Here is a 21,992-nt window from a genome sequence, read left to right as displayed (position 1 = left end):
CGCGAGTTGCCTGAGATAACCTTCAGAGAGATATAAGGATCTATTATATTGGCAGTATGGCCTGGGAGATCACGCTGCACGCTGAAGTGAACGCCTGGTTTCTCGATGTCTGCAAGAACGCCCCCGCCATCGCGGAGAAGATCGAAGAAGCGCTGGACGAGCTCGCGCTGCAGGGACCGAAACTCGGGCGTCCGCTGGTCGATCGCATCCACCACTCGCGCATCTTGCACAATCTCAAAGAGCTACGGCCTCGGGTACCAGGTGAGGCGGAGATCCGCTTGCTGTTCGTCTTCGACCCCACCCGCGAGGCGATCGTGCTGGTCGGCGGCGACAAGGCGGGGGAGCGGAACCGGTGGTACCGCACTGCGATTCCCCTGGCAGAGGAGCGCTACGCCGCGTATCGCGCCGAGAAGGACAAGGAGGAACGACGATGAGCGAGTTCGTGAAGTGGTCTGACACCAAGGCCAAAATCCGCGAGATCGACCCCGACTGGGATTCCGCCGAGAGGGTCGCTGCCCGAGAGGCCAGCCGGGAGCAACTGCGGGCGGATTTGCGCGGCGCCCAACTGGCCGAGATGCGCAAGCGCCTGGGCGTCTCCCAGAGGCTCCTTGCCGACCGCATGGGCATCTCGCAGGCGCGGGTGTCTCAGATCGAGCACGGCCAGATCGGTGGCCTTGACGTTTTGCGGTCCTATGTCGTCGCGCTGGGCGGGACCCTGGACGTGGTGGCCGACTTCGGTGACCACTCCATAAAGGTCGCCTGAGGCGAAATCTGCAGCCATTGCCACACGGAGTTGAGCCAGAAGCGAGATCAGTCGCCGGTGACGCTGATCTGGGCGGTCCAGTCGGCGACGATCCGCGTTTTCTTCGCCGCTGAAGCAGGCACGACGGCCGCGAACCAGCTCGCCTGGACCAGGATGACCCGGCTGCGGAACTCCTTCTTGCCGCTCAGCGCGGCGGGTTCCGGCCGGGTGAAGGAGAGTGTCGCGGCTTTGGGGCGGGCGGCGAAGACCTGTTGCTCCCGTACGCCGTACCAGACGACGGCCCCTCCTCCCGAGGCGCGCAGCGCGAAGATGGACGGGACCACCTGGGTGCGGTCGCGTACGTCCCACTGGCCGCGCAGGAGGCGCAGGTCGGCGAGGCGGGCGATGGCGGACTGGGTGGTGTAGGGGCCCGCGCTCAGGAGGCGGTTGGCCCGGGCGTCCTGGCCGTTGGTGGCCAGGGAACGCGCGTGCGCGGCGGCCATCACGCGAGGGGAGATGGCGAGCTTCGTGGTGGAGTCGGCGGCCACCGCGGTCGCGCGGCCCTCGTTGTCGACGGCGATGGGCAGGGCGGCTGCCTGGAGCCGTGTGCTCGACCGGGCGACCAGGCGCCAGCCGTCGGAGGTCTCCTGGAGGATGAGCTGGGTCCGGTCATCCGAGCCCTGCTCGGTGATCTCGGCCAGGAACCAGCGGCCTCCGGTGGAGTTCTTCGGGATGATGAAACGCGTGCTGGTGAGGGGGGGAAGGGTGCCGGGCCGGTCGCCGCGCAGCTTGGCGAGCCGGAGGACGGCCCGGTCGAGCTCCAGCGCCAGGCCGGTGCTCGCCGCCTCCAGTCCGGCTCCGTCCTGCAGCCTGGCCTGTTGTACCTGCTCCCGGTAGCGGTCGAGGACGAGTGCGGCCTCGGCCTGCGTCAGTTCGCCCTGTGCCGGTGCGGCCGGTGCGGCGCTCGCCTTTGGCAGGGAACCCACCGACCAGGCGCCGACCTGGGATGGTGTCCCGGAGGTGCTGCACGAGGTGACCATGGCCAAGGCCAGGCCACTCACGAACAGCAGGCGATTCACCGGCACGGATACCTCCGCGACATGCCCGTGGGACCGTCCTGAGCTGTCTTGATGGTGTACGGCCCGCACTTGGTCCAGGTTCAATCAGCGGGTGCGGGGATGATCTCACACTCCGGCGGCGAACCGGTGCGCCGGGATGGTCGCGGGGCGCTCGTCGTACGCGGGACGGGTCAGCATCGCCTGGGCGAGGCTGGCCTTGACGAGGGCGGCGCCGCGTACGACCGGCAGCAGGGTCAGCGCGAACAGGACGCCGAGCACGGTGTTGAAGACCACGAGGGTGGTGAGGTCACTGCCGAGGCCGAGCAGGCCCGGCAGGTCGCCCTGGTAGCCGGGGATGCGGGCGATGATCCAGCCGTAGAGCGGGAACGTCAGCCCGGCGATCGCCGCCGCCCACCAGACCACGGTGACGACGAAGGTGACGATGGCGATGGGGAAGGCGACGATGGCGTGCAGGATGTCCAGCGCCGACTGCCCGCTGGCCAGCGGGTTCATGGTGCGGCGGAACCAGCCGGCGTCCGAAGGCGCCTGACGGTAGCGGGGGCGCGCGAGCCGGCGGCCGAGTACGTCGGGCAGCAGCACGCGCTCGACGTCGGCGAAGTTCCGTGCCATGGCGGCGGACGCGGCCAGGATGGGCAGGCCGACGAACGCGACGGCACTGCCCACTCCGGCCGCCACGCCGGTCAGGACCAGGACGAAGGACATCACGGCGGGGGGAAAGCCGAGCAGCACGTAGCGGGTGTCGGTGGCGATGCGGTGCCGGAGGGTCGTCATGCCAAGAACGTTACGAGCCGCGGCCTTCCAGATCGCTCCCGCTCACTGCCCTATCGGGGTAGTGCTGGCCCTACCGGGCGCGTCACGGCCGGGCCGCGAACATAAGCGGGCGTCTCGGGTGGTCGGCGCGGACCAGAACGTTACGGGACGCGCCCGACGCCGCCCAGGACGCCGCCCTTCTCCAGGCCGGGCGGGATGAACTGCTCGTCGTTGCGCCAGTCCTGCGCGGGTACGACGCCCGGTTCGAGCAGTTCGAGGCCGTCGAAGTAGCCGCGCACGGTGTCGCGGTCGCGCCAGATCATCGCGCCCGAGCTGGACCGCCGGTAGACGCCCTGGGCCTCGGCGAGCCTTTCCGGGATGCCCTCGTTCTCCTCGATGTACCCGTGCGAGATGATCAGGTAGCTGCCGGGGACCAGCGGCTCGCGCAGGGTCCGGACGATGCGGGCCACTTCCTCGTCGTCGGCCAGGAAGTGGAACACCGCGACGACGAGCACGGCGACCGGCTGGCTGAAGTCGAGGTGCGCGGCGGCGGCCTCCAGGATGGCCTTCGGGTCGCGCGTGTCGCCGTCGACGATCACCGTGTCGGGGTTGTCGGCGAGCAGGGCGCGGGCGTGGACCAGGACGATCGGGTCGTTGTCCGTGTAGACGACCTTGGCGTTCGGGATGATGCGGTGCGCGACCTGGTGCACGTTGTTCTGGGTGGGCAGGCCGGTGCCGATGTCGAGGAACTGCCGTACGCCCGATTTGGCGGCTTCCTTCACGGCCCGGATGAGGAACCCGCGGTTGGCCCGGGCGATCTCGCGGATGTCCGAGCCGGTCTCCAGACTGATCCGGATGATGTGCTCGGCCGCCTCGCGATCGGCGGAGAAATTGTCCTTCCCACCCAGGAAGTAGTCGTACATCCGAGCGACGCTGGGGACGGTCGGGTCAACCTTCCCGGCGGGCTGCTCATCCTCGGGCACACCTACCCCCTTCATCACGTATGCCCGCATCCTACGGTGATTGGGGATATCTGTGGTGGTGTGTCAGTCCGGGGCCCAGTACTTCACGAGGAACCTCTCCAGCCGATGTACCACCGGAGTCCAGGTACGGGTCAGGGTGTAGCGGCTGACGCGGTGGCCCTTGTAGGTGAGCGTGTACTTGAGGAAGTCGGCTCCCTGCGGCTGGGCCTCGGAGTGGCCGAGGCGCAGCTTCTTCAGCTCGCCGTGCAGTTTGCGCTTCTCGCCGCTGGTGAGGCACTTGTCGACGGTCGGGCCCGTACGACGGCTCAGCCGTACGCAGCCATTGGTGTAGACGATCACCCGGTTGTCGAAGCCCGCGAAGCCGCCCTGCTCGCGCAGCTCGACCAGCACCTTCTTGGCAGTGGGCGCGGCCAGCGCGGCGGGCGTCATGGTGGCGCTCAGGAGGGTGCTCACCATCAGGGCGAGCGCGATCCGCCAGATTCTCATACCTATAGGACGTCCGGGAGAGGTGAAACGGCTCATGATCTACAGCAGGTGGCTGGTCAGCTCGTACAGGCGGCGCGCGTCACCCAGGTCCAGGGTCGGCAGGCCCGGATCGACGGGCTTGCGGCGGTCGTAGGCGAGGAGCCCCTGGCCGGACGGGTCGTCCATCAGCTCGACGATCGGCTGGATGCTCTTTCCGACCGGCTGGGCGAAGACCTTGGCCAGGGTCTGGACGATCGTCTTCGCGGGCTGCTTCAGCGAGGCGGTGCCGCTGTCGGTGAAGCCGGGGTGGTGCAGGAGGTATCGTGTCCGGCCGCCCCGGTGCACGTCCGCGTAGGCGACGCCGAGCAGGTCGGTCGCGCGGCCGCCCTGGAGCATGGCCGCCATGCTGCCGAATCCCCGCTTCAGCGACAGGTCGTCCCAGTGGATCCGGCCCTTGGTCATCCCGACGCCGCAGATGTTGACGATGACCGGGTTCTCGCCCTTCTCCAGTAACCCGGTCAGGCCGTGGCCGAGGAGGAAGCGGCTGACGTAGTACAGCGCGAACGTGCCCTCGAAGCCGTCGGGGGTCTCCACCCGCTGGGAGAAGTGCCGCAGAGCGGTGTTGACCAGGCCGTCGAGCGAGTCGTGCGTCGCCTTGACCGTCTCGATCACGCGCCGGTTCTCGGCCACGGAGGTCAGGTCGGCCTGGATGAACGCGGCCCGGTCCCGGGCGCCGAGCCGCCCGGCCTCGTCGAGGAACTGCCGCCCCCTCTCCGGGTCGCTGCCCACGATCGTCACCTGGTCGCCTTGCCCGAGGTAGTGCAGGGCCAGCCCCCGCCCCATTCCGGACGTGCCCCCCGCCACCACAAATTTCCTCATTTGTCCTCCTTCAAGTCATCGAACGGTGACTTGTGTGGACAGTAGTGGTGCGCTGCCTACAATGTCAACGGTCGATGACTCAGGAGGGGCGGCATGACCGAGACGCGTAAGAGGGACCGGGAGGCCACCAGGGCGAAGCTGCTGGAGGTCGCCAGACTGCGGTTCGCCCGGGAGGGGTACGACGGGACGAGCGTGCGCGACATAGCCCGCGACTCGGGCGTGGACCCCACACTGATCTTCCGCTACTTCGGCTCCAAGAAACGGCTCTTCGACGAGGCCACGGCCACCGGCGAGGTGCCCGCCGACCTGCTCGACGGGCCGCCGGAGGAGCTGGTCGCCCGGATGGTGCGCTCGGTCGTCTTCCAGGACTGGTCGCGGTACGGCGGCGAGCATCCCCTTGTCGCCATGCTGCGCTCGTCGGCGCACGAGGACACCAGGCAGCGCATCCGCGAGGAGGTGTGCGGCACCTACGTCCGGGCCCTGGAGGAGCTGGTCGACGGGCCGGACAAGGAGCTGCGGGCGGAGCTGCTCAGTGCCTGGCTGGTCGGCATCGGCATCCTGCGCTCCGTCGTCGCCACTCCGGCCCTGGCCACGGCCACGGCCGATGACGTCGCCCCCTACCTGGCGGCCGTGGCCACCAGCCTGCTGGGCCGCCCGATGTCGGGAAGCTGAGAGATCGGCGCGATAAGTGCGGCTTTTATGCCTGAATAAGGGCCATTCCGATACGATCAGCTACTTGTGGTGAATGCTCAATTTGATCAGTGTGCCGTGCCCCTGGAGGATCGCTGATGGCGAAGGTCGACCTTCACCGCCAAGCGCTCGAAGACTGCCAGTCGTCGGCGAACCGGCTGTCCAAGGAGTTCGCCGACCTCGCGGGCCAGTATCCGGCCAAGGGCGCCGACTCCAAGATCTTCGGTGACCTGACCGGCTCCGCCTCGCTGGCCGCCGTCCTCGACAAGATCGAGAAGGGCGTTTCGGGCGAGCTCGGGCAGGCCCAGCACAAGCTCCAGGGCGTCGAGCGGGCTCTGGAGAAGGTGGTCGACAACGTCCGTGCGGCCAACAAGTCCTCGGGCGCGGACGAGGGGTGAGTGTGGAGCTCGGCGATCTGCCCGGCGGCGACGTGCTGGCGCGCATCCTGGAGCGGGTCAGCGGTGATCCCGGCGCGGTCCGCGACGTGGCCAAGCGATGGCGCGGCGCGGGCGGCAAGACCGGCGAGTACGTCGGCCGGCTCGGCACTGCCGTCAAGGGCGTCAACACGTCCTGGCAGGGCGATTCCGCCGACGCCTTCGACAAGTACATGAGCCGCTACTCCACGGCCGGCGGCGCGCTCTACGACGCCACGAACGACAGCGCGACCGTCCTCGACAACGTCGCCCAAACGCTGGAGACGTCCGCCTCGAAGGTACGCGGGATCTGCGGTGACGTTCTCGACAAGGCCGTCGCCTACAAGACCGCCCACCCCAAGGCCACGCAGGCGGAGTTCGACAAGGCGCTCTCGTCGCACGTCTCCGACGCGGTCGAGGACGCGACGGTGCACCTCAACTCCGCCAACAAGGTCGTGAACGAGGCCGTGAAGACGATCGGCGGCCATTGGGACGACCGGGAGTCCACGTTCGAGGCCATCAAGGCGCCCGGCGACCAGACGTTCGTGCCCGCGCCCGGCCACACCGTCCACTGGGACCGGACGCCGCTCCCCGACTGGCAGACGACGTCGCTGGCGAGTGCGGACGGCAACGGCTCCAGCCCCGTCTCCGCGTCGAGTCCGGGTGGTGGGTCCCCGACGGCCGCGTCTTCCGGGGGCGGGGGCGGGGGTGGAGGAGGGACCGCTCAGGCCGTGCCGTACGTGCCGGGCGGCGGCACCGGCGCGGACATCGTCAACGCCACGCGGCAGCACCTCGGCAAGCCGTACGTCTGGGGCGCCAACGGCCCGAGCGCCTTCGACTGCAGCGGGCTCGTCTACTACTCGCTGAACCAGGCGGGCATCAAGATCGGTGACACCACGGCGGCCGGATACCAGGCGAGCGGGCAGCCGATCTCAGGGGCGCCGCAGCCCGGTGACATCGTCTTCTTCGGTGCCCCGCCCGATCACGTGGGGGTCTACATCGGCAACGGCCAGATGATCCACGCGCCGCACCCGGGAGCGAACGTCAGGGTGGGAGAGGTGGCGGTCCAGCACGGGCCGATCACCTACCGGCGCTTCTCCTGATCCACGCTTCTTGGGCTGTTCTTGGGCCATTTTTTGCCTGACACACGCGAACCGGGGCCCGCACCTGCGGACCCCGGCTCGTCGAGATGATGCGTGGTGATCAGACCGGAACGATGTTCTCGGCCTGCGGGCCCTTCTGGCCCTGCGTGATGTCGAAGCTCACCTTCTGGCCTTCCTGCAGCTCGCGGAAGCCCTGGGCGGCGATGTTCGAGTAGTGGGCGAAGACGTCGGCGCCGCCGCCGTCCTGCTGGATGAAGCCGAAGCCCTTTTCCGAGTTGAACCACTTCACGGTGCCAGTCGCCATGTCGATCTCCCTTGATAGGCGCAGAGCTGGGACCCGCAGGTCACGAATCCCATGTCGCCGCAATGACCCATCCGGAAATGACCGGGTGAAAACAACACGCCTTCGGGGGGCAAACCCCGTCGGGCGCGCACAGAGTTCGTGGGTACCAAAACTGCAACACCTGCCACGCTAGCACGTGGCCTCTCGTACTCCCTCATGGAAAATGGCAGATCTTGGGACCTGCCTGGTGGAACGGAAAATCACCGGCGCTTCCCCTGGCCGGGCCCTGTGTTTGGGTCAGGAGGCAACTGCCGTTCCGCCCGGATCAGAACTCCGCCCGCGCCGCGGGGAGCGTCTCGACCGCCGTTGTTCCGCCTTCGGCCGTCACCTCGTCATCCGGGCGACAGGATCGCCCGGCGCGGGTAGCCCCGCGCTTGGCCGTCTCTTTATGTTAACCCGACATAGATAAATCAAAGCGGCATATCAGACAGCTCTAATGTTGCGTCGGCAGAGTTCAAGGCGTGCGGATGACCTCCATGGGCCGAATTCATCGGGGGTTCGGCCGGGTCATCCACGATTGGACGTTGATCTCAGTGCGCTTCATCAAGCCCCTCGCCGTGACCGCTGCCGCCACCGCCCTCATCGCCCTGCCGTTCGCGGGCGGCGCCTTCGCCGACACCGCCAAGCCGCAGCCCACCACGACGGTCACGCCGGGCCCGAGGACCACTCCGACCACGCTGCCGACCGCACCGGTGAAGACCGGCCGCCCCACCACCAAGGCCGACACCCTCTACGTGCAGGAGACCAAGCGGCGCGACCACACCTCCATCGACGTGTCCGTCAACCCGACCCGCGTCAAGCAGGGCGCCTCCTACGGGGTGACCATCGTCGTCAAGGGCGCGTCGGCGGGCAGCGCGGCCACGATCACGAGCCCCGAGGGCAAGAGCTACCGCGTGTCTCTCGACCAGCGGAAGGTCACCAAGACCCTGACCGTGCCGGCCCACGCCAAGCCCGGCACCAAGACCGTGTCCGTCAAGGTCGGCAACCGGGTCACCACCGCCACGTTCACCGTCGTGAGCAGCGGCGGCCACCGCGATGACCACCGCAACGAGGGCAAGTAGACCCTCGTCGCGGAATCGACCCGCGCCGCGGACCGGCCGTGTCCCCGTGACCGGTCCCGCGTGGGCGCCGCGCCGCCGTTCCAGGACAACTGGTATGGCGGCGCGGCGCGGGATCATACGCCGAACGGCGGCGCGTACCTGATGGTGCCCGCCGGCAGCGGGCTCCCTGCCGCTGTACGGCCCGCGACACGGCCACCGGCCCGAGGGCCAGCGCGGACGCCTGCCCGATGTGGCAGCGGGTGAGCAGGGCATAGGCGACGACGTCACTCTCAGGGGTGACCCCCACCCAGGACAGACCCGGGATCCAGGCCGGGTCGAGGCGCAGCGCCTCGACGAGGTCGGCTTCCAGCGGGGTGGGGAAGGCCGACAGGTTCACCGCGCGGATGGCGGCGACGTCTTCGAGCGTTTCCGCCCGCGGTGTGATGGTCGACGGTGTGATGTTCAACGGAACCCTTCATCGGAAGAGAGGGCTCCCGCGGAGAACGGCCGAGCTCAGCGGGCGTTGACCGGCTCCCGGGCAGAGCGCCCGCGTAGCTGGTCAGGTTTCGTCGTCCTGGAGGGAGCGGTGCAGGCGGCCGCTGGCGGCGTTCATGTGGCCGCGCATGGCCGTGACGGCCGCGGACGGCGAGCGCTGTTCGATCGCGGCCAGCACCGCCGCGTGTTCGGCGATGGTGGTCTGGGTCTCTCCAGCCTCGTGGATCGCCCGGCGGATCCAGACCCGCAGGAGCGAGCGGATGCTGCCGAGGATGTCGTCGAGGACCGAGTTGCCCGCCGCGTGCGCCAGCGTGAGGTGGAAGGCGACGTCCGCTTCCACGAAGGCCGTGCTGTCCTTGGCGGCGCGCATGTCGGCCAGGTGCGCGCGCAGCTCCTCCAGGGCCGTGGCGTCGGCGCGTTCGGCGGCCAGCTCGGCGATCACCACCTCGATGTGCTTGCGGGCCTCGATGAGGTCGAGCACCTGGGGCTGGCCCAGCATGAGACCCCACTCGATGGCGCTGGGCAGCAGGTCGGACGTGCTCTGTCTGAGGTAGGTCCCGTCTCCCTGGCGTACCTCGATGATGCCGAGCACGTCCAGGGCCTTCAGCGCCTCCCTGACCGTGGAGCGTCCGACGCCGAGCGTTTCGGAGAGCTGGCGTTCGGACGGCAGCCGGGTGCCCGGCACGAGGTGGCCCGAGAGCAACTGCGACAGCAGTTGCCTGGCGATGTCGACCACCGTGCTCTCGCGCTGGGGCGCGGCGAGGGAGATGGACGCCGTCTCCGCTCTCCCCGCGCGCCTGGGCTTGCCTTCGGATTCCGCCACGATCTTCCCTTCCCCATCAGCCCGAAGGCATTGTCAGCCCTGAGGCGTCGTCGGCCCGCGGGGCTCATCGACCAGCAGCCCGAACGCGTCCGCCACGTCCACCAGGGTTCGCGCGTCGCCCACGTTCCCCGGTACGACGGCGTAGGAGAGCGTAGCCCCGCCGGATACGCCTATCTCCCAAACGGCCACGCCGGGCCGCAGCGGTCCCAGCACCCGCGCGCGGTCCGCCCCCAGCCCGTCGCGCGCCACCTGCGCCGAGGTGATGCCACCTTTGGCGATCACCGCGGTGAGGTGCGGACGGAGCGAGGTCACCGTAGCGCACAGAGCGGTCATGACCTTGGCGCCGTGCCCGAGCGTACTGTGCCGGGAGTGCCTGACCCGCTCGCTGGCGACGAGGGCGACACCCCGTTCGGCGAGATCGAAGCGGGCGAGTCCGGCGACCCGGTGGCCCTCCGCCTCGGGCTCCGACAGGGCGGCCTGGGTGGACACCGTGCGCACGGGAACGCGGAGTTCGGCGGCGAGCGCGGCGAGTTGCGCGCCGCTGGCCTCGGTGTGGGATCCGCAGACGACCAGCGTGCTGCCGGGACGGCGGCGCGGCGGCCGGTCGAGCAGGCAGTCGGCGAGGCGTCCCGCGCGCATGGCCGCGAGGGGCGCGGAGCAGCGCAGGACGACGGGAACGCCCCCGGACCGGGCGGCGTCGATCGAGGTGGAGATGGCCACCAGGTCGGCGTCCGTCTCCACGTCGGGGACGACGACCGCGCCCGGTGCGGCCCGGCGCAGCACCAGGTCCAGGCCGCCGCAGCGGACCGTCTCAAGAGGGACCGTCGTCGCCTCGCGCCCGCCGGCCTCCTTGACCCACTCCGCCATCGTCCTGGCCGAGTAGCCGAAGACCGGGTCGGCGGCGAACTCGGTGTCGGCGGCCACCATCCAGCGGCCGTCCACCATGACCTGGTGAACCCCGCCGATCGTCGCCCGCCCGATGGCCGGATAGGCCGGGACGAACACCAGCACCCCGTCGGCCGCCCCCAGCGCGTCGGCCTCGGCGAACACGTGCCCGCGCAGGGTGGAGTCCCCGCGCAGCACGTACTCGGCGTCGTCGCCGCACCTGTCGCGGAGGCGGCGTACCAGGCTCACGGCCTGGCTCTCCTCCATGGCCCGGGTGTTGGTGAGGATGTAGTACGACTCGTCGGCGGGGAGCTCGGCTTCGGGGTCGAGCAGCACCGGGACACCGGCCGCCGCCTGGGTGCCGGTCGGATCGTCGTCCAGGACGATGACCCGGCTCATCGGACCGGGTCCGCTCTGTCAGCACCAGGCGGGCAGACGGTGGTCCGGCTCATCGGATCGGGTCCCGCTCTGTCAGCTCCACGCGGACGCCGTTCGGCTCCGCCAGCAGGAAGCAGGCCCGCCGGCCCCGGCCGCCCATGAAGATCGGAGCGCTCCGCTGCCCCGGCAGGGTCGCGAGCGTCGTCTCGATGTCGGGAACGCTGAAGCAGACGTGGTGCAGCCCCTCGCCGCGCTCCCGCAGGAAGCGGGCGACGGGCCCGTCCCTGAACGGCTGCACGAGCTGGAGCATGACGTTGCCCGCGTCGAGGTAGGTGAGCCGGACCCCGGGATCGTCCGCCTGCTCGTCGCCGATGACCTTCATGCCCAGCCGTTCCACATAGAAGGGCAGGGCCTGGTCGGCGTCGTGGACGGCGATCCCGAGGTGGTCGACGTGGTCGAAGTCAGCCAAGTTCCCTGACCTCGCGCAACCCGGTCCGCAGCGCCGCCTGGTAGATCCACAGGTCGCCGCCGTACGCGAGGATCCTGAACCCGCGGTCGACCAGCATCGCGGCCTCCTCCTTGCTCCCGGCCATGAACCCGGCGAACTTCCCGGCGGCCCGCGCCGCCTTGGCCACCCGGTCGAGCGCCCCCAGGTAGTCGGGATGGTCGAACTGTCCGGGAATGCCCATGCTGTTGGTCAGGTCGAAGTGGCCGACCCAGAGCACGTCCACCCCGTCCACCCCGGCGATCTCCTCCACCGACTCCAGGCCGGCGACGGTCTCGATCTGGGTGATCACCATGGTCCGGGCGTTCGTGTCGCGCATGTAGGCCACGTTGTCGGTGGCGGCGTAGTCGTCGTGCGCGACGCCGAAGGCCGCCCCGCGTACCCCGTCGGGCGGGTACTTCGCCCAGCGGACCACGTCCCGCGCCTGCTCGGCCGAGTCCACCATCGGGACCATGATCCCGCGCGCGCCGGCGTCCAGCGCGCGGGAGATCTGGGTGCGCTCGGCGGTGGGGACGCGGATGTACGGCTCGACGCCGGTCGGCCGGGTGGTGGCCACGACCCTGCCGAGCGTCTCCCACCCCCAGCCGGTGTGCTCCGCGTCATAGATGACGAACTGCGCCCCCGCCCCCGCCACGAGCCGGCCGATGCCCGTGGTCGCGAACTCGAAGACGAAGGTGCCGAGGACGAGCTCTCCGCTGTGGAGTGCCTGCTTGATGGGACCGGTCAACGGAGGACCTTTCTGGAGAGACGGGGATGATCGAGCGCCGCCGGGTTGACCGGGTACGCCGGTGCGCGCCCGGCGGCGACGTCGAGCGCGGCCTGGATGGCGCCGCGCCCGTTGCCCAGCGCGAGCTCGTCGGTCCAGGCGACGGCATGCGGGCTGAGCAGCACGTTGTCCAGGGCCAGCAGTGGGTCGGCCGCATCGGGCGGCTCGACCTCGAACACGTCCAGCGCCGCCCCCGCGATCCGCCCCTGGGTGAGCGCCTCGGTGAGCGCGGCCTGATCGACGATCGGGCCCCTGGCCACGTTCACCAGGTACGCGGTCGGCTTCATCGCGGCCAGCCGCCCGGCGTCGATGAGGTGGTGGGTCTCAGGGGTGAGCGCGCAGGTGATCACCACGAAGTCGGCCTCGGCGAGCAGCGTTTCGAGATCGACGAGCGTGACACCGGCCGCCGCCGCCTTCTCGGGATCGGCGTAGGGGTCGGCGGCGAGCTGCCGCATGCCCAGCGGCGCGCACAGCCGCGACAGCTCGCGGCCGATGTTGCCCCAGCCGACCAGGCCGAGCACCCGGCCGGTGACGCCGGTCCCCATGTAGTCCAGCTTGTCGTGCCACCGTCCCGCGCGGACCAGACGGTCCTTCTCGCCGAGCCGGTGGGCGGCGGCGAGCAGCATCGTCAGCGCCGACACCGCCACCGGGCCGCGCACGCCGTCGGGTGTGATGGTGACCAGCACGCCGTGCCGGGTACACGCCTCGACGTCCACGTTGTCGTAGCCGACGCCGAACCGGGCCACCAGGACCAGCCGGTCGGCGCCCTTGAGCGTGTCTTCGGTGACTCTGGGGGTCAGGACGATCAGGGCGTCGTACCCGCGTACCGCGTCTGGCGGGATGTCGCCGTCCACGGCCTCGATGAAGTCCCATGCGACGCCATCGGCCTCGTCGAGCGCGGACAGGCCGATGTCGCCCCAGCCGATCCGCCCGTCATCGGTCAGGAAGTCGCGGGTCAGGCCGATCCTGAAGGGCATCAGTTGGTTCCTCCTGAGGGTGGGCGGGGTCCGGCGGGGATGCCGGGTGGCGGTGCGTGTCCTCGCGGTGGGAGTCCTGCGGGCGAGGTGAGGATCGCGACGGACGGCGCGGTCAGGGCCGTGGTCTCGGTGCCGGGCGGATGCTCTTGTACGACCGTGCCGCCCGCCGCGCCGTCGCCGGTGATCGTCGTGATGGTGTGGCCACGGGTGTCGATGCGGACTGGTCCGCCGCCCTCCAGTGCCACCGCCAGGACGAGCTGTCGTCCGTCTTGGTGTACGGCCAGGCCGACCAGCCCAGCCGGGAGCCCGGCGTCGACGAGCCGGCCTCCGGCGAAGGGGCGCAGTGCGGCGAGCACATGCCACATGCCGGTGTGGTGGTTGCTCGCGGAGGTCTCGGCGGGGTCGCGGGAGGTGCCGGCGGTCGCGGTGGTGTCGTGGCCGCACGGCGATGGGCTGGTGGCATCGCAGGCGTCGACGGAGATCGTGGTGGCTCCGGCGGTGGCGAGGGTGGCCAGGGCGGCGGCCGTCCACGCCGTACGGAAGATGGCGGACGGCGCGGGGTCGTGGGGGCCGCGCGGGGCGGCGAAGCCGAACACGGGGAGCAGGCCGATCGGGCCCACGTGCACGGGCAGGCCGTGTTCGGCGGCCTGCCGTACGAGCAGTGGGTGGACCGCGAGGGATTCCCGCGCGCTCGCCTCGTCGTCGTGGTGGGTCTGGGCCGCGATGGGGAAGCAGACCAGGTCGAGCAGGTCGGACGGTAGGGACTCGGCCCGGTTCAACTCGGCGAAGTGGGCTCGGCTGCCGCCGCCGATCCGGATCGGGGTGCCGTGGCAGGCTCGGCGGGCGGCTGCGGCGAGTTCGCGAGGCGTGCCGTACCTACGGTCGAACACCAGGAGCGTGCCGAGGCCCGGGACGTCACGCAGCGCGGCCACCTGGGCGGGGGAGGAGCAGACGGCGCTCAGCGTGAGCGTCGCCCCGGCCGCCTCGGCGGCGGCGGAGAACCGGCCGGCCACCTCGCGCCAGCCGGGCTCGTCCAGGTCCACGGTCCCGTGCAGGAACGAGGCCACGGCGAGCTCGCGCCCGTCCACCGGAGGCCGCCTCAGATACAGCCCGACCGGCGGGAGTATGCCTTCGGGAGGCTGCTCCCGTTGGGAGTGCGGCTCGGCGAAAAGGAGGGGGCCTCCGGGAGGTGGTTGTGGTGATGGGAGCCGGGCCATCGCGCCATTGCGACCCCGAACCAGGCGCGGCAGGGTGACCGTCAGGTGGAGGTGCTGTTGGACGCGGTCGCCGCGCCGTACCGCCACCGGTAGCCCCGGCCCGAGCGGTGTCCCATAGGTCTTGTAGCCGGCGTCGCTCCAGTTCCGGTGGTCCTCGGTCTCGAAGGTCTCGCCGGCCAGTTCGATCGTGACGAGCGCCGCGCCGTCCCGGTACCGCATCGTCCGGACGCCGGTGAAGACCTGGTGCGGGCTGACCCGCTGCGGGAACTCCCCGGCGGCCAGGCCGTTGACCTCCACCGGGGTCCCCGCCAGGTGCGAGGGGTGGATGAGGCACAGGCCGATCCGGGCGCGCTCGAAGTCGCGCTCCGCCCGTCCGTCGAAGGTGAACGTGAGTGAGTCGCCCGCGACGGTCGCCGTGCCCCGCCAGCCGAAGTCCGAGCCGTGCCGGACCCAGAGCGAGGTGCCGCCCGCGCGGGAGTCGGCCCGCAGCAGCCGCCCCGGCACGGTCATCCACCGGCTGTCCCTGACCATCACGCCCACCCGGCGCAGCAGGAGCAGACCGCCGAGCCGTACCCGGTCCAGATACGGACCGGCGAGATCGAACGAGACGGTCATCGCTCGCCTTCCCGAGTCATCGCTCGCTCTTCCGCAGGGTGAGCAGGCTTTGGGCGGTGCGTGGATAGAAAGGAATGGCGCTCAGTGCGGTGAGCTGGGCGGGTTCCAGGCGCAGGCCGGAGGCGGACACGCTGGTCGCGAGCTCGGCGGGGTCCTCCGGTCCGATGACCGCGCTGGCCACGGCGGGGCGGGACAGCAGCCAGGCCAGGGCCAGGTGAGCGGGCGGGTGACCCCATTCGGTGGCCAGCGCCTCCAGCCGCTCGGCCGTGGCCAGGTGTTCGGGCGAGAAGCCGCCACCGCCCCAGCGCCGCTCCCCGCTGTACTCCCGGCCGCCGGTCCCGGCCAGCAGGCCGCCGTTCAGCGGGCTGAACGCGACCACGGACAGCCCGAGGCGCAGGCAGGCGGGGACCAGCTCGGCCTCCGGCGTGCGGTCGAACAGGTTGTAGCGGACCTGGGCGCAGACCGGGCCGTGCAGGTTACGGGCCGAGCAGATCCACAGGGCCTGGACGGTCTCCCACGCGGGATAGGTGGACAGTGCGGCATAACGCGCCTTGCCCTGTCTGACCAGGTCGTCGAGCGTGGTGAGGGTCTGTTCGAGCGGCGTGTCGGGGTCGGGGTGATGGGCGTAGTAGAGGTCCACGTGGTCGGTGCGGAGCCGTCGCAGGCTCCGTTCGAGCTGCAGGATCAGGTGCCGCCGCGACAGGCCCCGGTCGTTGACGCCGGGCCCGACGCTCTCGCGGGCCTTGGTCGCCAGCACGACCTCGTCCCGCCGCCCGCCCAGCGCCCGGCCGAGTATCTCCTCGGCGGACTCGCGCTCGGTCCAGGGCGGCACGCCGGGGCGGTCGAACTGCGGGCGGTTGCCGTAGGCGTTGGCGGTGTCGAAGAAGTTGATGCCATGGTCCAGCGCGCCGTGCACGAGTCCGGCGGCGTCGGCGGCCCGAGGGGCCACCCCGAACGTCGCCGTTCCGAGGCAGAGCCGCGACACCCTGATGCCCGTCGGGCCGAGCAGCGCGTAGTCCATGACATGGGACGGTACGTCCCAAAAGCGGCATTGGTCAACCGGTTGACCAATCGCGCAACACCGATGTAACGTGCGCCACACCGGCCCTCTTAAAACGATTCAGATCGGCTGTGGGCCTGCGAAGGGAAGTGGTCAGGACCATGCCCAGCCTGTCTCCGTACGGCCTCACCTGCGAGTTCCTCGATCAGCCACTCGGCGTCGACGAGACCGCGCCCCGTCTGTCGTGGAAGCTCCGCTCCGACGATCACGGCGACCGCCAGACCGCCTACCGGCTGATCGTGCGTGCCGGGGAGCAGGTCGTGTGGGACACCGAAGGCTCCGCCGCGCTCCAGGTCGACTACGACGGAGCGCCTCTCCTGCCTTCGACCCGTTACGACTGGTCGGTGGAGGTGCGGGACGCGTGGGGAGCCGCGGCGGGCCGTACGGAAGCGTGGTTCGAGACAGGGCTCATGGGCGGCTGGAGCGCGGCCTGGATCGCCAGGGACGATCGCGCGCAGCCGGTCTTCGAGCCCCCGGTCGAGGACGACCGCTCGTTGAACGCCCGCAAGCTGACCTCGTGCGCCCACCTCCGGCGGGCCTTCGACCTGGCGGAACGCCCCGTGCGGGCGCGGCTGCACGCCAGCGCCCGCGGCCTGCACCGGTTCTCGCTGAACGGTGCGCGCGTCTCCGACGACGAGCTCGAACCGGGCTGGACCGACTACCACCACCGGATCAGGTACCGGTCCTACGACGTCACCGCGCAGGTGCAGGCCGGCCCGAACGTCCTGGGAGCGCTGCTCGCCGACGGCTGGTGGAGCGGTTTCGTCGGCATGGACCCGCGCAAGGCCGGCAAGCTGTACGGCGACGCGCCCGCCCTCATCGCCCAGCTCGTGCTGGACTTCGCCGACGGCTCCCGGCGCGTGATCACCACGGATGAGACCTGGCGCGAGTCGCCGGGACCGCTGCGCCACTCCGACCTGCTGATGGGCGAGTACTACGACGCCCGCGAGCGGCTGGACGGCTGGAACGCTCCCGGCTACGACGACACTGCCTGGGCGCCCGCACAAGTCACCGGCACGGACACCTCCGAGCTGGTCTGGTCACGCAGCGCCCCCGTACGGGTGGTCGAAGACCTCACGACCGTGCGCGTCCTCAGGGGCCCCGGCGGCGAGACCATCGCCGACCTGGGACAGAACATGGTCGGCCGGGTCCGGCTCACCGTCCACGGCGCCGAGCGCGGGCGGCGGATCCAGCTCCGCCACGCCGAGATCCTGGAGGAGGACGGCGGCCTGCACCTGGCGAACCTGCGCCGCGCCGAGGCCACCGACGTCTACGTCTGCGGCGGCGACGCGGTCGAGGTGTACGAGCCCGCCTTCACCGTCCACGGCTTCCGCTACGTCGAGATCACCGGGTTCGACGGGCGGATCGAGGTCACCGGGCGGGTGCTGCAGAGCGAGCTGCCGTGGACCGGCGAGTTCGCCTGCGACGACCCGCTGGTCAACCGGCTGCACGAGAACATCCGCTGGGGCCAGCGCGGCAACTTCGTCTCGGTGCCCACCGACTGTCCCCAGCGTGACGAGCGGCTCGGCTGGCTGGCGGACGCGCAGGTCTTCCTGCCCACGGCGGCCCGCGGCGCCGACGTCTCGGCCTTCTTCGCCGACTGGATGGAGGACGTGCTGACCGGGCAGGACGCCGAGGGGTCCTTCCCCGACGTGGCGCCGAAGGTCTGCCTGACGAGGGAGGGGGCGCCGGGCTGGGGAGACGCGGGCGTGATCGTCCCCTGGACGCTCCACCGCCTGTACGGCGACCGCCGCGTGCTGGAGCGCTGCCTGCCCGCGATGGCCGCCTGGGTGGACCAGATCGAACGGCACAACCCTGACCTGATCTGGCGCCGCCGTACCGGAAGGAACTACGGCGACTGGCTCCAGATCGGCGTGGACACCCCGCGCGACGTGCTGGCCACGGCCTACTTCGCGCAGTCGGCCACGCTCGTCGCCGAGGCGGCGCGGATCCTGGGCCGGCCCCATGAGCGGTACGAGAAGCTGGCCGCCGCGATCAGAAGGGCCTTCAACCAGGAGTTCGTCGCGCCGGACGGCCGCATCCACGGCGACACGCAGACCTGCTACCTGCTCGCCCTGGAATTCGACCTGACCCCCGCCGAAGCGGCCGCCGAGCACCTGGTCCGCGACATCACCGAGCACGACGGCCATCTCACCACCGGCTTCCTCGGCGTCGCGCTGCTCTGCCCGGTGCTCACCAGGATCGGCCGCGCCGACCTGGCCTACGACCTTCTCCACCAGGAGACCTTTCCGAGCTGGTTGTTCTCCGTCAAGCACGGCGCCACGACCATCTGGGAACGGTGGGACGGCTGGACCCCGGAACGGGGCTTCCAGGCGGCCACCATGAACTCCTTCAACCACTACAGCCTGGGCGCCATCGGCGACTGGCTCTACGGAGGAGTAGCCGGGATCGGCCAGACGGCGGACTCGTCCGCGTACGCCGGTCTGGTGATCCGCCCGCGGCCGGGGGGCAAGCTCACCTGGGCCCGGGCCGTGCAGGAGACCGCTCGGGGGCGAGTCGAGTCCGCATGGTCGGTGACGGACGGCGTGCTCACCGTGGACGTGCTGATCCCTCCGGGGACGGACGCCACACTGCACGTTCCCACCGGCGATCCCGAGGCGATCGAGTCCACCGCCCACGTCACCGTCCTCGAACGGCGTGACGGGACGGTCGTGTGCTCGGTGGCCTCCGGACACCACCGTTTCTCGGCCCCCTGGGCCGCACACGAGAGGACAACGCCTTGAACACCCCCACGCGCCGTGACTTCCTCCGCACCGGCGGCCTGGCCGCCGCGGCGGTGACGCTCAGCTCCTGCGGCTGGGGCCGGACGGACCCCGCACCGGCGAGCGGAGGTACGGCCGGCGCGAGCCTGAAGGTGTGGGACCAGTTCACCACCTCCCCGCAGAACGAGACCGTCAAGAAGGTCTACGACCTGTTCAAGGGTGCGACGATCACCCGTACCTCGCAGAGCGGCGACCAGCTCACCACGGTCGGCAAGACCGCACTGGCCTCGGGCACCGGGCCCGACGTCATCTACTACCAGGTCGGCGCGGGCAACGCCGGAGTGCTGGCCAAAGCAGGACTGATCAAGCCGCTCGACGACGTCGCCGCCAAGTACGGCTGGCTGGACCGGCTGACGCCGTTCGCGATCAGGGAGGCGTCGCTCGGCGGCAAGCTCTACGGCCTGCCCGACGAGTCGGAGAACACCGTGCTGTTCTACAACAAGACCCTCATCGAGAAAGCGGGCCTGACCGTCCCCGAGACCTTCGAGGACCTGCTGACCTTCGCCTCGGCCGCCGCCAAGAAGGGCTACACGCCGATCGCGTACGGCCAGTCGGACGTCTACCCGAGCTGGTGGGCCTTCTCGATGATGGCGAACAACCTGGCCGGCGCCCAGCCGATGGGCGAGCTGATCTTCGACAACAAGGGCACCTGGAACACCCCGCAACTGGTCGAGGCGATCAAGCTCTTCTTCGTCGACCTGGTCAAGGCCGGCGGGTTCATCAAGGACCTCAACTCGCTCGGCGGCCCGGACGCCCAGTCGCTCTTCCTGGCCGGCAAGGCGCTGATGAACCTCAACGGCACCTGGGCGGTCGGCACGATCGAGAAGGAGATGCCGGGCCAGGAGATCGGCATCATGGCCATGCCCTCGGTCAACGGCGGCCCCCGCGTCTATCCAGGCGGCATCGGCTCGGCCTACTACATCTCGGCCAAGAGCAAGAACGCGGACGTGGCCGCCCAGTTCCTCGACTCGCTCTACCAGCCGGAGGCGGTCCGGCTCTGGGTCGAGGGCGCCAAGATCTTCCCGCCGGTGCCGTTCGACTCCACGGGCTGGAACCTCAGCCCGCTGCAGAAGCTCGCCATGCAGGCGGCGCAGACCGGCGGCGGGGACGCCAAGACCAACATCGGGTACGCCGTCAACCACGGCCTGGCCTCGCCCGGCTTCCTCAGCGCGATGACCAGCGGCTTCCAGGCCGTGGTCGCCGGGGACAAGACCCCGGCCAAGCAGGCGGAGGAGCTGCAGAAGGCGTGGGAGGCGGGAGTGACCTCATGACGCTCACGCTGCCGGACACCCGCCTGGTCAAGCGGGCCCATCCCACCGCCCGGCCGCAGGGCCGGACGCTCGGCTATCTCTTCCTGGTGCCGGCCGGGCTGCTGTACGCCGGGTTCATCCTGTGGCCGCTGGTCCAGTCGGTCTACCTGAGCCTCACCGACTGGGACGGCGCCAGCCCCGAGAAGCGGTTCGTCGGCCTGGCCAACTTCCAGCGGATGCTGGGAGACGGGCTGTTCTGGCGGGCGCTCGGGCACAACCTCGTCTGGGTCGTCGTGGGCACCGCGCTGACGATGGGCGTGGCGCTCCTGCTGGCCATGTTCGTGTGGAACCGGCCGCGCGGCTTCACCGCGCTGCGCACGATCTACTTCATGCCGCAGGTGCTGCCCGCGATCATCGTCGGCATCGTCTGGAGCTGGATCTACAACCCCGCCTTCGGCATCCTCAACCGGGCGCTGGAGGTGGTGGGGCTCGACTCGTGGACGAGGGGCTGGCTCGGCGACCCGGCGTTCGCCCTGTACGCGGTGATGGCGGCCTCGGTCTGGGCGACCGTCGGGCTGGCATTCGTGATCTTCACCGCGGCGCTGCACAACGTGGACACCGACCTGCTCGACGCGGCCCGGATGGACGGCGCGAACGGCTGGCAGCGCTTCCGGCACGTGGTGATCCCGCAACTGTCCAACGCGATCACGCTCGTCACCGTGCTGCTGCTCGTCCACGGCTTCCAGGCGTTCGACCACGTCTGGATCATGACCAAGGGCGGGCCGGACAACGCCACCCAGCTCATCGCCACCTATACCTACCAGAAGGCGTTCATGGAGAACGAGGTCGGCTACGGCTCGACGCTGTCCCTGGTGCTCACCGTGATCTCGCTGCTGGTGTCGATCGCGGTGGTCCGGGTCAGGGAGCGCGCATGACGATCACCGTGAAGACGGCTCGGTATCTGATACTCCTGCTGTTCGCGCTGCTGTTCATCATGCCGTTCCTGTGGATCTGGTTCTCGGCGCTGAAGAGCACGTCGGAGATCAACCAGGACCCGTTCGGCCTCCCGTCCACGCTGCACTGGGAGAACCTCGCCGAGGCGTGGACGACCGGCCGGTTCGGCTCCTACATCGGCAACTCGGTGCTGTACGCCGCTTTCGTGGTGCCGCTGGTGACCGCGTTCTCCTGCCTGGCGGGGTACGCCCTGGGCACGCGCCGGCTGCCCGGCGAGCGGCTCATCTTCGGCGCCTTCCTGCTCGGCATCATGATCCCGTTTCAGTCGATCATGATTCCGCAGTACTACCTGGTCAGGGACCTGGGCATCCTCGGGACGTACTGGGGGGTGATCGTGCCGAGCGTCGCGCTCGGCCTTGCCTTCGGGGTGTTCCTGATGCGCGCGTTCTTCCGCGGGCTGCCCGAGGAGATCTCGAACGCCGCCCGGATCGACGGCGCCACCGAGTGGCGGGTCTTCACCCGCATCATCCTGCCGCTGGCCAGGCCCGGCATCATCACTCTCGTCGTGCTGCAGTTCATGTTCACCTGGAACATGTTCCTGATCCCGCTGCTGTACGGCCAGGACGAGGGGCTGCGCCCGATCTCCACCGGGATCATGTTCTTCGTCGGTGAGTACAGCGTGGACCGGTCGATGATCGCGGCCGGGGTGACGCTGGCGAGCATCCCCATCATCGCCCTCTATCTCCTCCTCCAGCGGCACTTCATCCAGGGCATGACCGCCGGAGCGCTCAAGTGAA

At 70.1% G+C, this 21,992-nt stretch carries 23 protein-coding genes; 10 read left to right on the top strand and 13 right to left on the bottom strand.

What is annotated here, in order from left to right; genetic code table 11:
* Positions 1 to 56: 56 nt before the first annotated feature.
* On the top strand, positions 57 to 434 hold the full coding sequence (locus AB0F17_RS11880; RefSeq protein ID WP_358020245.1) for a type II toxin-antitoxin system RelE/ParE family toxin: 378 nt from the start codon (positions 57 to 59) through the stop codon (positions 432 to 434).
* Positions 431 to 763, top strand: coding sequence for a helix-turn-helix domain-containing protein (locus AB0F17_RS11875; protein ID WP_358020242.1), 333 nt, complete (start codon positions 431 to 433; stop codon positions 761 to 763). Before AB0F17_RS11880 ends, AB0F17_RS11875 begins: the two co-directional genes overlap by 4 nt.
* Before the next feature lie 47 nt (positions 764 to 810).
* On the opposite strand, the gene AB0F17_RS11870 is transcribed toward AB0F17_RS11875, so the two are convergent.
* The 5 genes from AB0F17_RS11870 to AB0F17_RS11850 form a co-directional block, all read right to left on the bottom strand.
* Positions 811 to 1,827, bottom strand: coding sequence for a hypothetical protein (locus AB0F17_RS11870; protein ID WP_358020239.1), 1,017 nt, complete (start codon positions 1,825 to 1,827; stop codon positions 811 to 813).
* 99 nt (positions 1,828 to 1,926) lie between these two features.
* The gene (locus AB0F17_RS11865; RefSeq protein ID WP_358020236.1) at positions 1,927 to 2,592 is read right to left on the bottom strand and encodes a sensor domain-containing protein; all 666 of its coding nucleotides are present in this window, start codon (positions 2,590 to 2,592) and stop codon (positions 1,927 to 1,929) included.
* 140 nt (positions 2,593 to 2,732) lie between these two features.
* Positions 2,733 to 3,554, bottom strand: a complete 822-nt coding sequence (locus tag AB0F17_RS11860) for an SAM-dependent methyltransferase (RefSeq protein ID WP_358020233.1) — start codon at positions 3,552 to 3,554, stop codon at positions 2,733 to 2,735.
* 63 nt (positions 3,555 to 3,617) lie between these two features.
* Positions 3,618 to 4,040: a hypothetical protein gene (locus AB0F17_RS11855; protein WP_358020230.1), complete on the bottom strand. Its 423-nt coding sequence runs from the start codon at positions 4,038 to 4,040 to the stop codon at positions 3,618 to 3,620.
* Positions 4,041 to 4,079: 39 nt separating this feature from the next.
* Positions 4,080 to 4,898 (bottom strand): SDR family NAD(P)-dependent oxidoreductase, encoded by an 819-nt coding sequence (locus tag AB0F17_RS11850; protein ID WP_358020227.1) that lies wholly within the window; start codon positions 4,896 to 4,898, stop codon positions 4,080 to 4,082.
* Between the two features lie 93 nt (positions 4,899 to 4,991).
* Between AB0F17_RS11850 and AB0F17_RS11845 the strand changes: the two genes are divergently transcribed.
* The 3 genes from AB0F17_RS11845 (at position 4,992) to AB0F17_RS11835 (ending at position 7,104) form a co-directional block, all read left to right on the top strand.
* Complete coding sequence (locus tag AB0F17_RS11845; protein WP_358020224.1) at positions 4,992 to 5,570, top strand: TetR family transcriptional regulator; 579 nt, start codon at positions 4,992 to 4,994, stop codon at positions 5,568 to 5,570.
* A 116-nt stretch (positions 5,571 to 5,686) separates the two neighbouring features.
* Positions 5,687 to 5,986, top strand: coding sequence for a hypothetical protein (locus AB0F17_RS11840; RefSeq protein WP_358020221.1), 300 nt, complete (start codon positions 5,687 to 5,689; stop codon positions 5,984 to 5,986).
* The gene (locus AB0F17_RS11835) at positions 5,983 to 7,104 is read left to right on the top strand and encodes an NlpC/P60 family protein (RefSeq protein WP_358020218.1); all 1,122 of its coding nucleotides are present in this window, start codon (positions 5,983 to 5,985) and stop codon (positions 7,102 to 7,104) included. Before AB0F17_RS11840 ends, AB0F17_RS11835 begins: the two co-directional genes overlap by 4 nt.
* A 100-nt stretch (positions 7,105 to 7,204) precedes the next feature.
* On the opposite strand, the gene AB0F17_RS11830 is transcribed toward AB0F17_RS11835, so the two are convergent.
* Positions 7,205 to 7,408 carry a cold-shock protein gene (locus tag AB0F17_RS11830; protein WP_214640926.1) on the bottom strand — a complete coding sequence of 68 codons (204 nt, stop codon included), beginning with the start codon at positions 7,406 to 7,408 and terminating at the stop codon, positions 7,205 to 7,207.
* A gap of 500 nt (positions 7,409 to 7,908) precedes the next feature.
* Between AB0F17_RS11830 and AB0F17_RS11825 the strand changes: the two genes are divergently transcribed.
* Positions 7,909 to 8,508: a hypothetical protein gene (locus tag AB0F17_RS11825; protein ID WP_358020215.1), complete on the top strand. Its 600-nt coding sequence runs from the start codon at positions 7,909 to 7,911 to the stop codon at positions 8,506 to 8,508.
* A gap of 538 nt (positions 8,509 to 9,046) precedes the next feature.
* Here the strand turns inward: AB0F17_RS11825 and AB0F17_RS11820 are convergent.
* The 7 genes from AB0F17_RS11820 to AB0F17_RS11790 are packed head-to-tail and all read right to left on the bottom strand — an operon-like array spanning position 9,047 to position 16,169.
* On the bottom strand, positions 9,047 to 9,805 hold the full coding sequence (locus AB0F17_RS11820) for a FadR/GntR family transcriptional regulator (RefSeq protein WP_358020212.1): 759 nt from the start codon (positions 9,803 to 9,805) through the stop codon (positions 9,047 to 9,049).
* A gap of 33 nt (positions 9,806 to 9,838) precedes the next feature.
* Positions 9,839 to 11,089, bottom strand: a complete 1,251-nt coding sequence (locus tag AB0F17_RS11815; RefSeq protein WP_358020209.1) for a four-carbon acid sugar kinase family protein — start codon at positions 11,087 to 11,089, stop codon at positions 9,839 to 9,841.
* A 49-nt stretch (positions 11,090 to 11,138) separates the two neighbouring features.
* Positions 11,139 to 11,537, bottom strand: coding sequence for a VOC family protein (locus tag AB0F17_RS11810; protein ID WP_358020206.1), 399 nt, complete (start codon positions 11,535 to 11,537; stop codon positions 11,139 to 11,141).
* The gene (locus AB0F17_RS11805; RefSeq protein ID WP_358020203.1) at positions 11,530 to 12,300 is read right to left on the bottom strand and encodes an aldolase/citrate lyase family protein; all 771 of its coding nucleotides are present in this window, start codon (positions 12,298 to 12,300) and stop codon (positions 11,530 to 11,532) included. Before AB0F17_RS11805 ends, AB0F17_RS11810 begins: the two co-directional genes overlap by 8 nt.
* Positions 12,297 to 13,316: a hydroxyacid dehydrogenase gene (locus AB0F17_RS11800; protein ID WP_358020200.1), complete on the bottom strand. Its 1,020-nt coding sequence runs from the start codon at positions 13,314 to 13,316 to the stop codon at positions 12,297 to 12,299. Before AB0F17_RS11800 ends, AB0F17_RS11805 begins: the two co-directional genes overlap by 4 nt.
* A complete protein-coding gene (locus AB0F17_RS11795; RefSeq protein ID WP_358020197.1) occupies positions 13,316 to 15,148 on the bottom strand; it encodes a hypothetical protein in 1,833 nt (610 codons plus the stop codon). The genes AB0F17_RS11800 and AB0F17_RS11795 overlap by 1 nt, the downstream gene beginning before the upstream one ends.
* Positions 15,149 to 15,164: 16 nt before the next feature.
* Entirely contained in the window at positions 15,165 to 16,169 is a 1,005-nt protein-coding gene (locus AB0F17_RS11790) for an aldo/keto reductase (protein ID WP_358020194.1), read from the bottom strand.
* Between the two features lie 140 nt (positions 16,170 to 16,309).
* Here AB0F17_RS11790 and AB0F17_RS11785 point away from each other — a divergent pair, with 140 nt between their 5' ends.
* From AB0F17_RS11785 to AB0F17_RS11770, 4 genes are read left to right on the top strand one after another with little or no spacing between them, the layout of a single operon-like run.
* On the top strand, positions 16,310 to 18,952 hold the full coding sequence (locus AB0F17_RS11785; protein WP_358020191.1) for a family 78 glycoside hydrolase catalytic domain: 2,643 nt from the start codon (positions 16,310 to 16,312) through the stop codon (positions 18,950 to 18,952).
* On the top strand, positions 18,949 to 20,262 hold the full coding sequence (locus AB0F17_RS11780; RefSeq protein WP_358020188.1) for a substrate-binding domain-containing protein: 1,314 nt from the start codon (positions 18,949 to 18,951) through the stop codon (positions 20,260 to 20,262). Before AB0F17_RS11785 ends, AB0F17_RS11780 begins: the two co-directional genes overlap by 4 nt.
* Entirely contained in the window at positions 20,259 to 21,176 is a 918-nt protein-coding gene (locus AB0F17_RS11775; RefSeq protein WP_358020185.1) for a sugar ABC transporter permease, read from the top strand. Before AB0F17_RS11780 ends, AB0F17_RS11775 begins: the two co-directional genes overlap by 4 nt.
* Positions 21,173 to 21,991, top strand: a complete 819-nt coding sequence (locus AB0F17_RS11770) for a carbohydrate ABC transporter permease (RefSeq protein ID WP_358020182.1) — start codon at positions 21,173 to 21,175, stop codon at positions 21,989 to 21,991. The genes AB0F17_RS11775 and AB0F17_RS11770 overlap by 4 nt, the downstream gene beginning before the upstream one ends.
* The last annotated feature ends 1 nt before the right edge of the window (position 21,992 follow it).

This window comes from Nonomuraea sp. NPDC026600 (genome assembly GCF_040638335.1).
Taxonomy (GTDB): domain Bacteria; phylum Actinomycetota; class Actinomycetes; order Streptosporangiales; family Streptosporangiaceae; genus Nonomuraea.
Note: the sequence above shows the minus strand (reverse complement) of the source record. Positions and strands in the feature narration are given on the sequence as shown.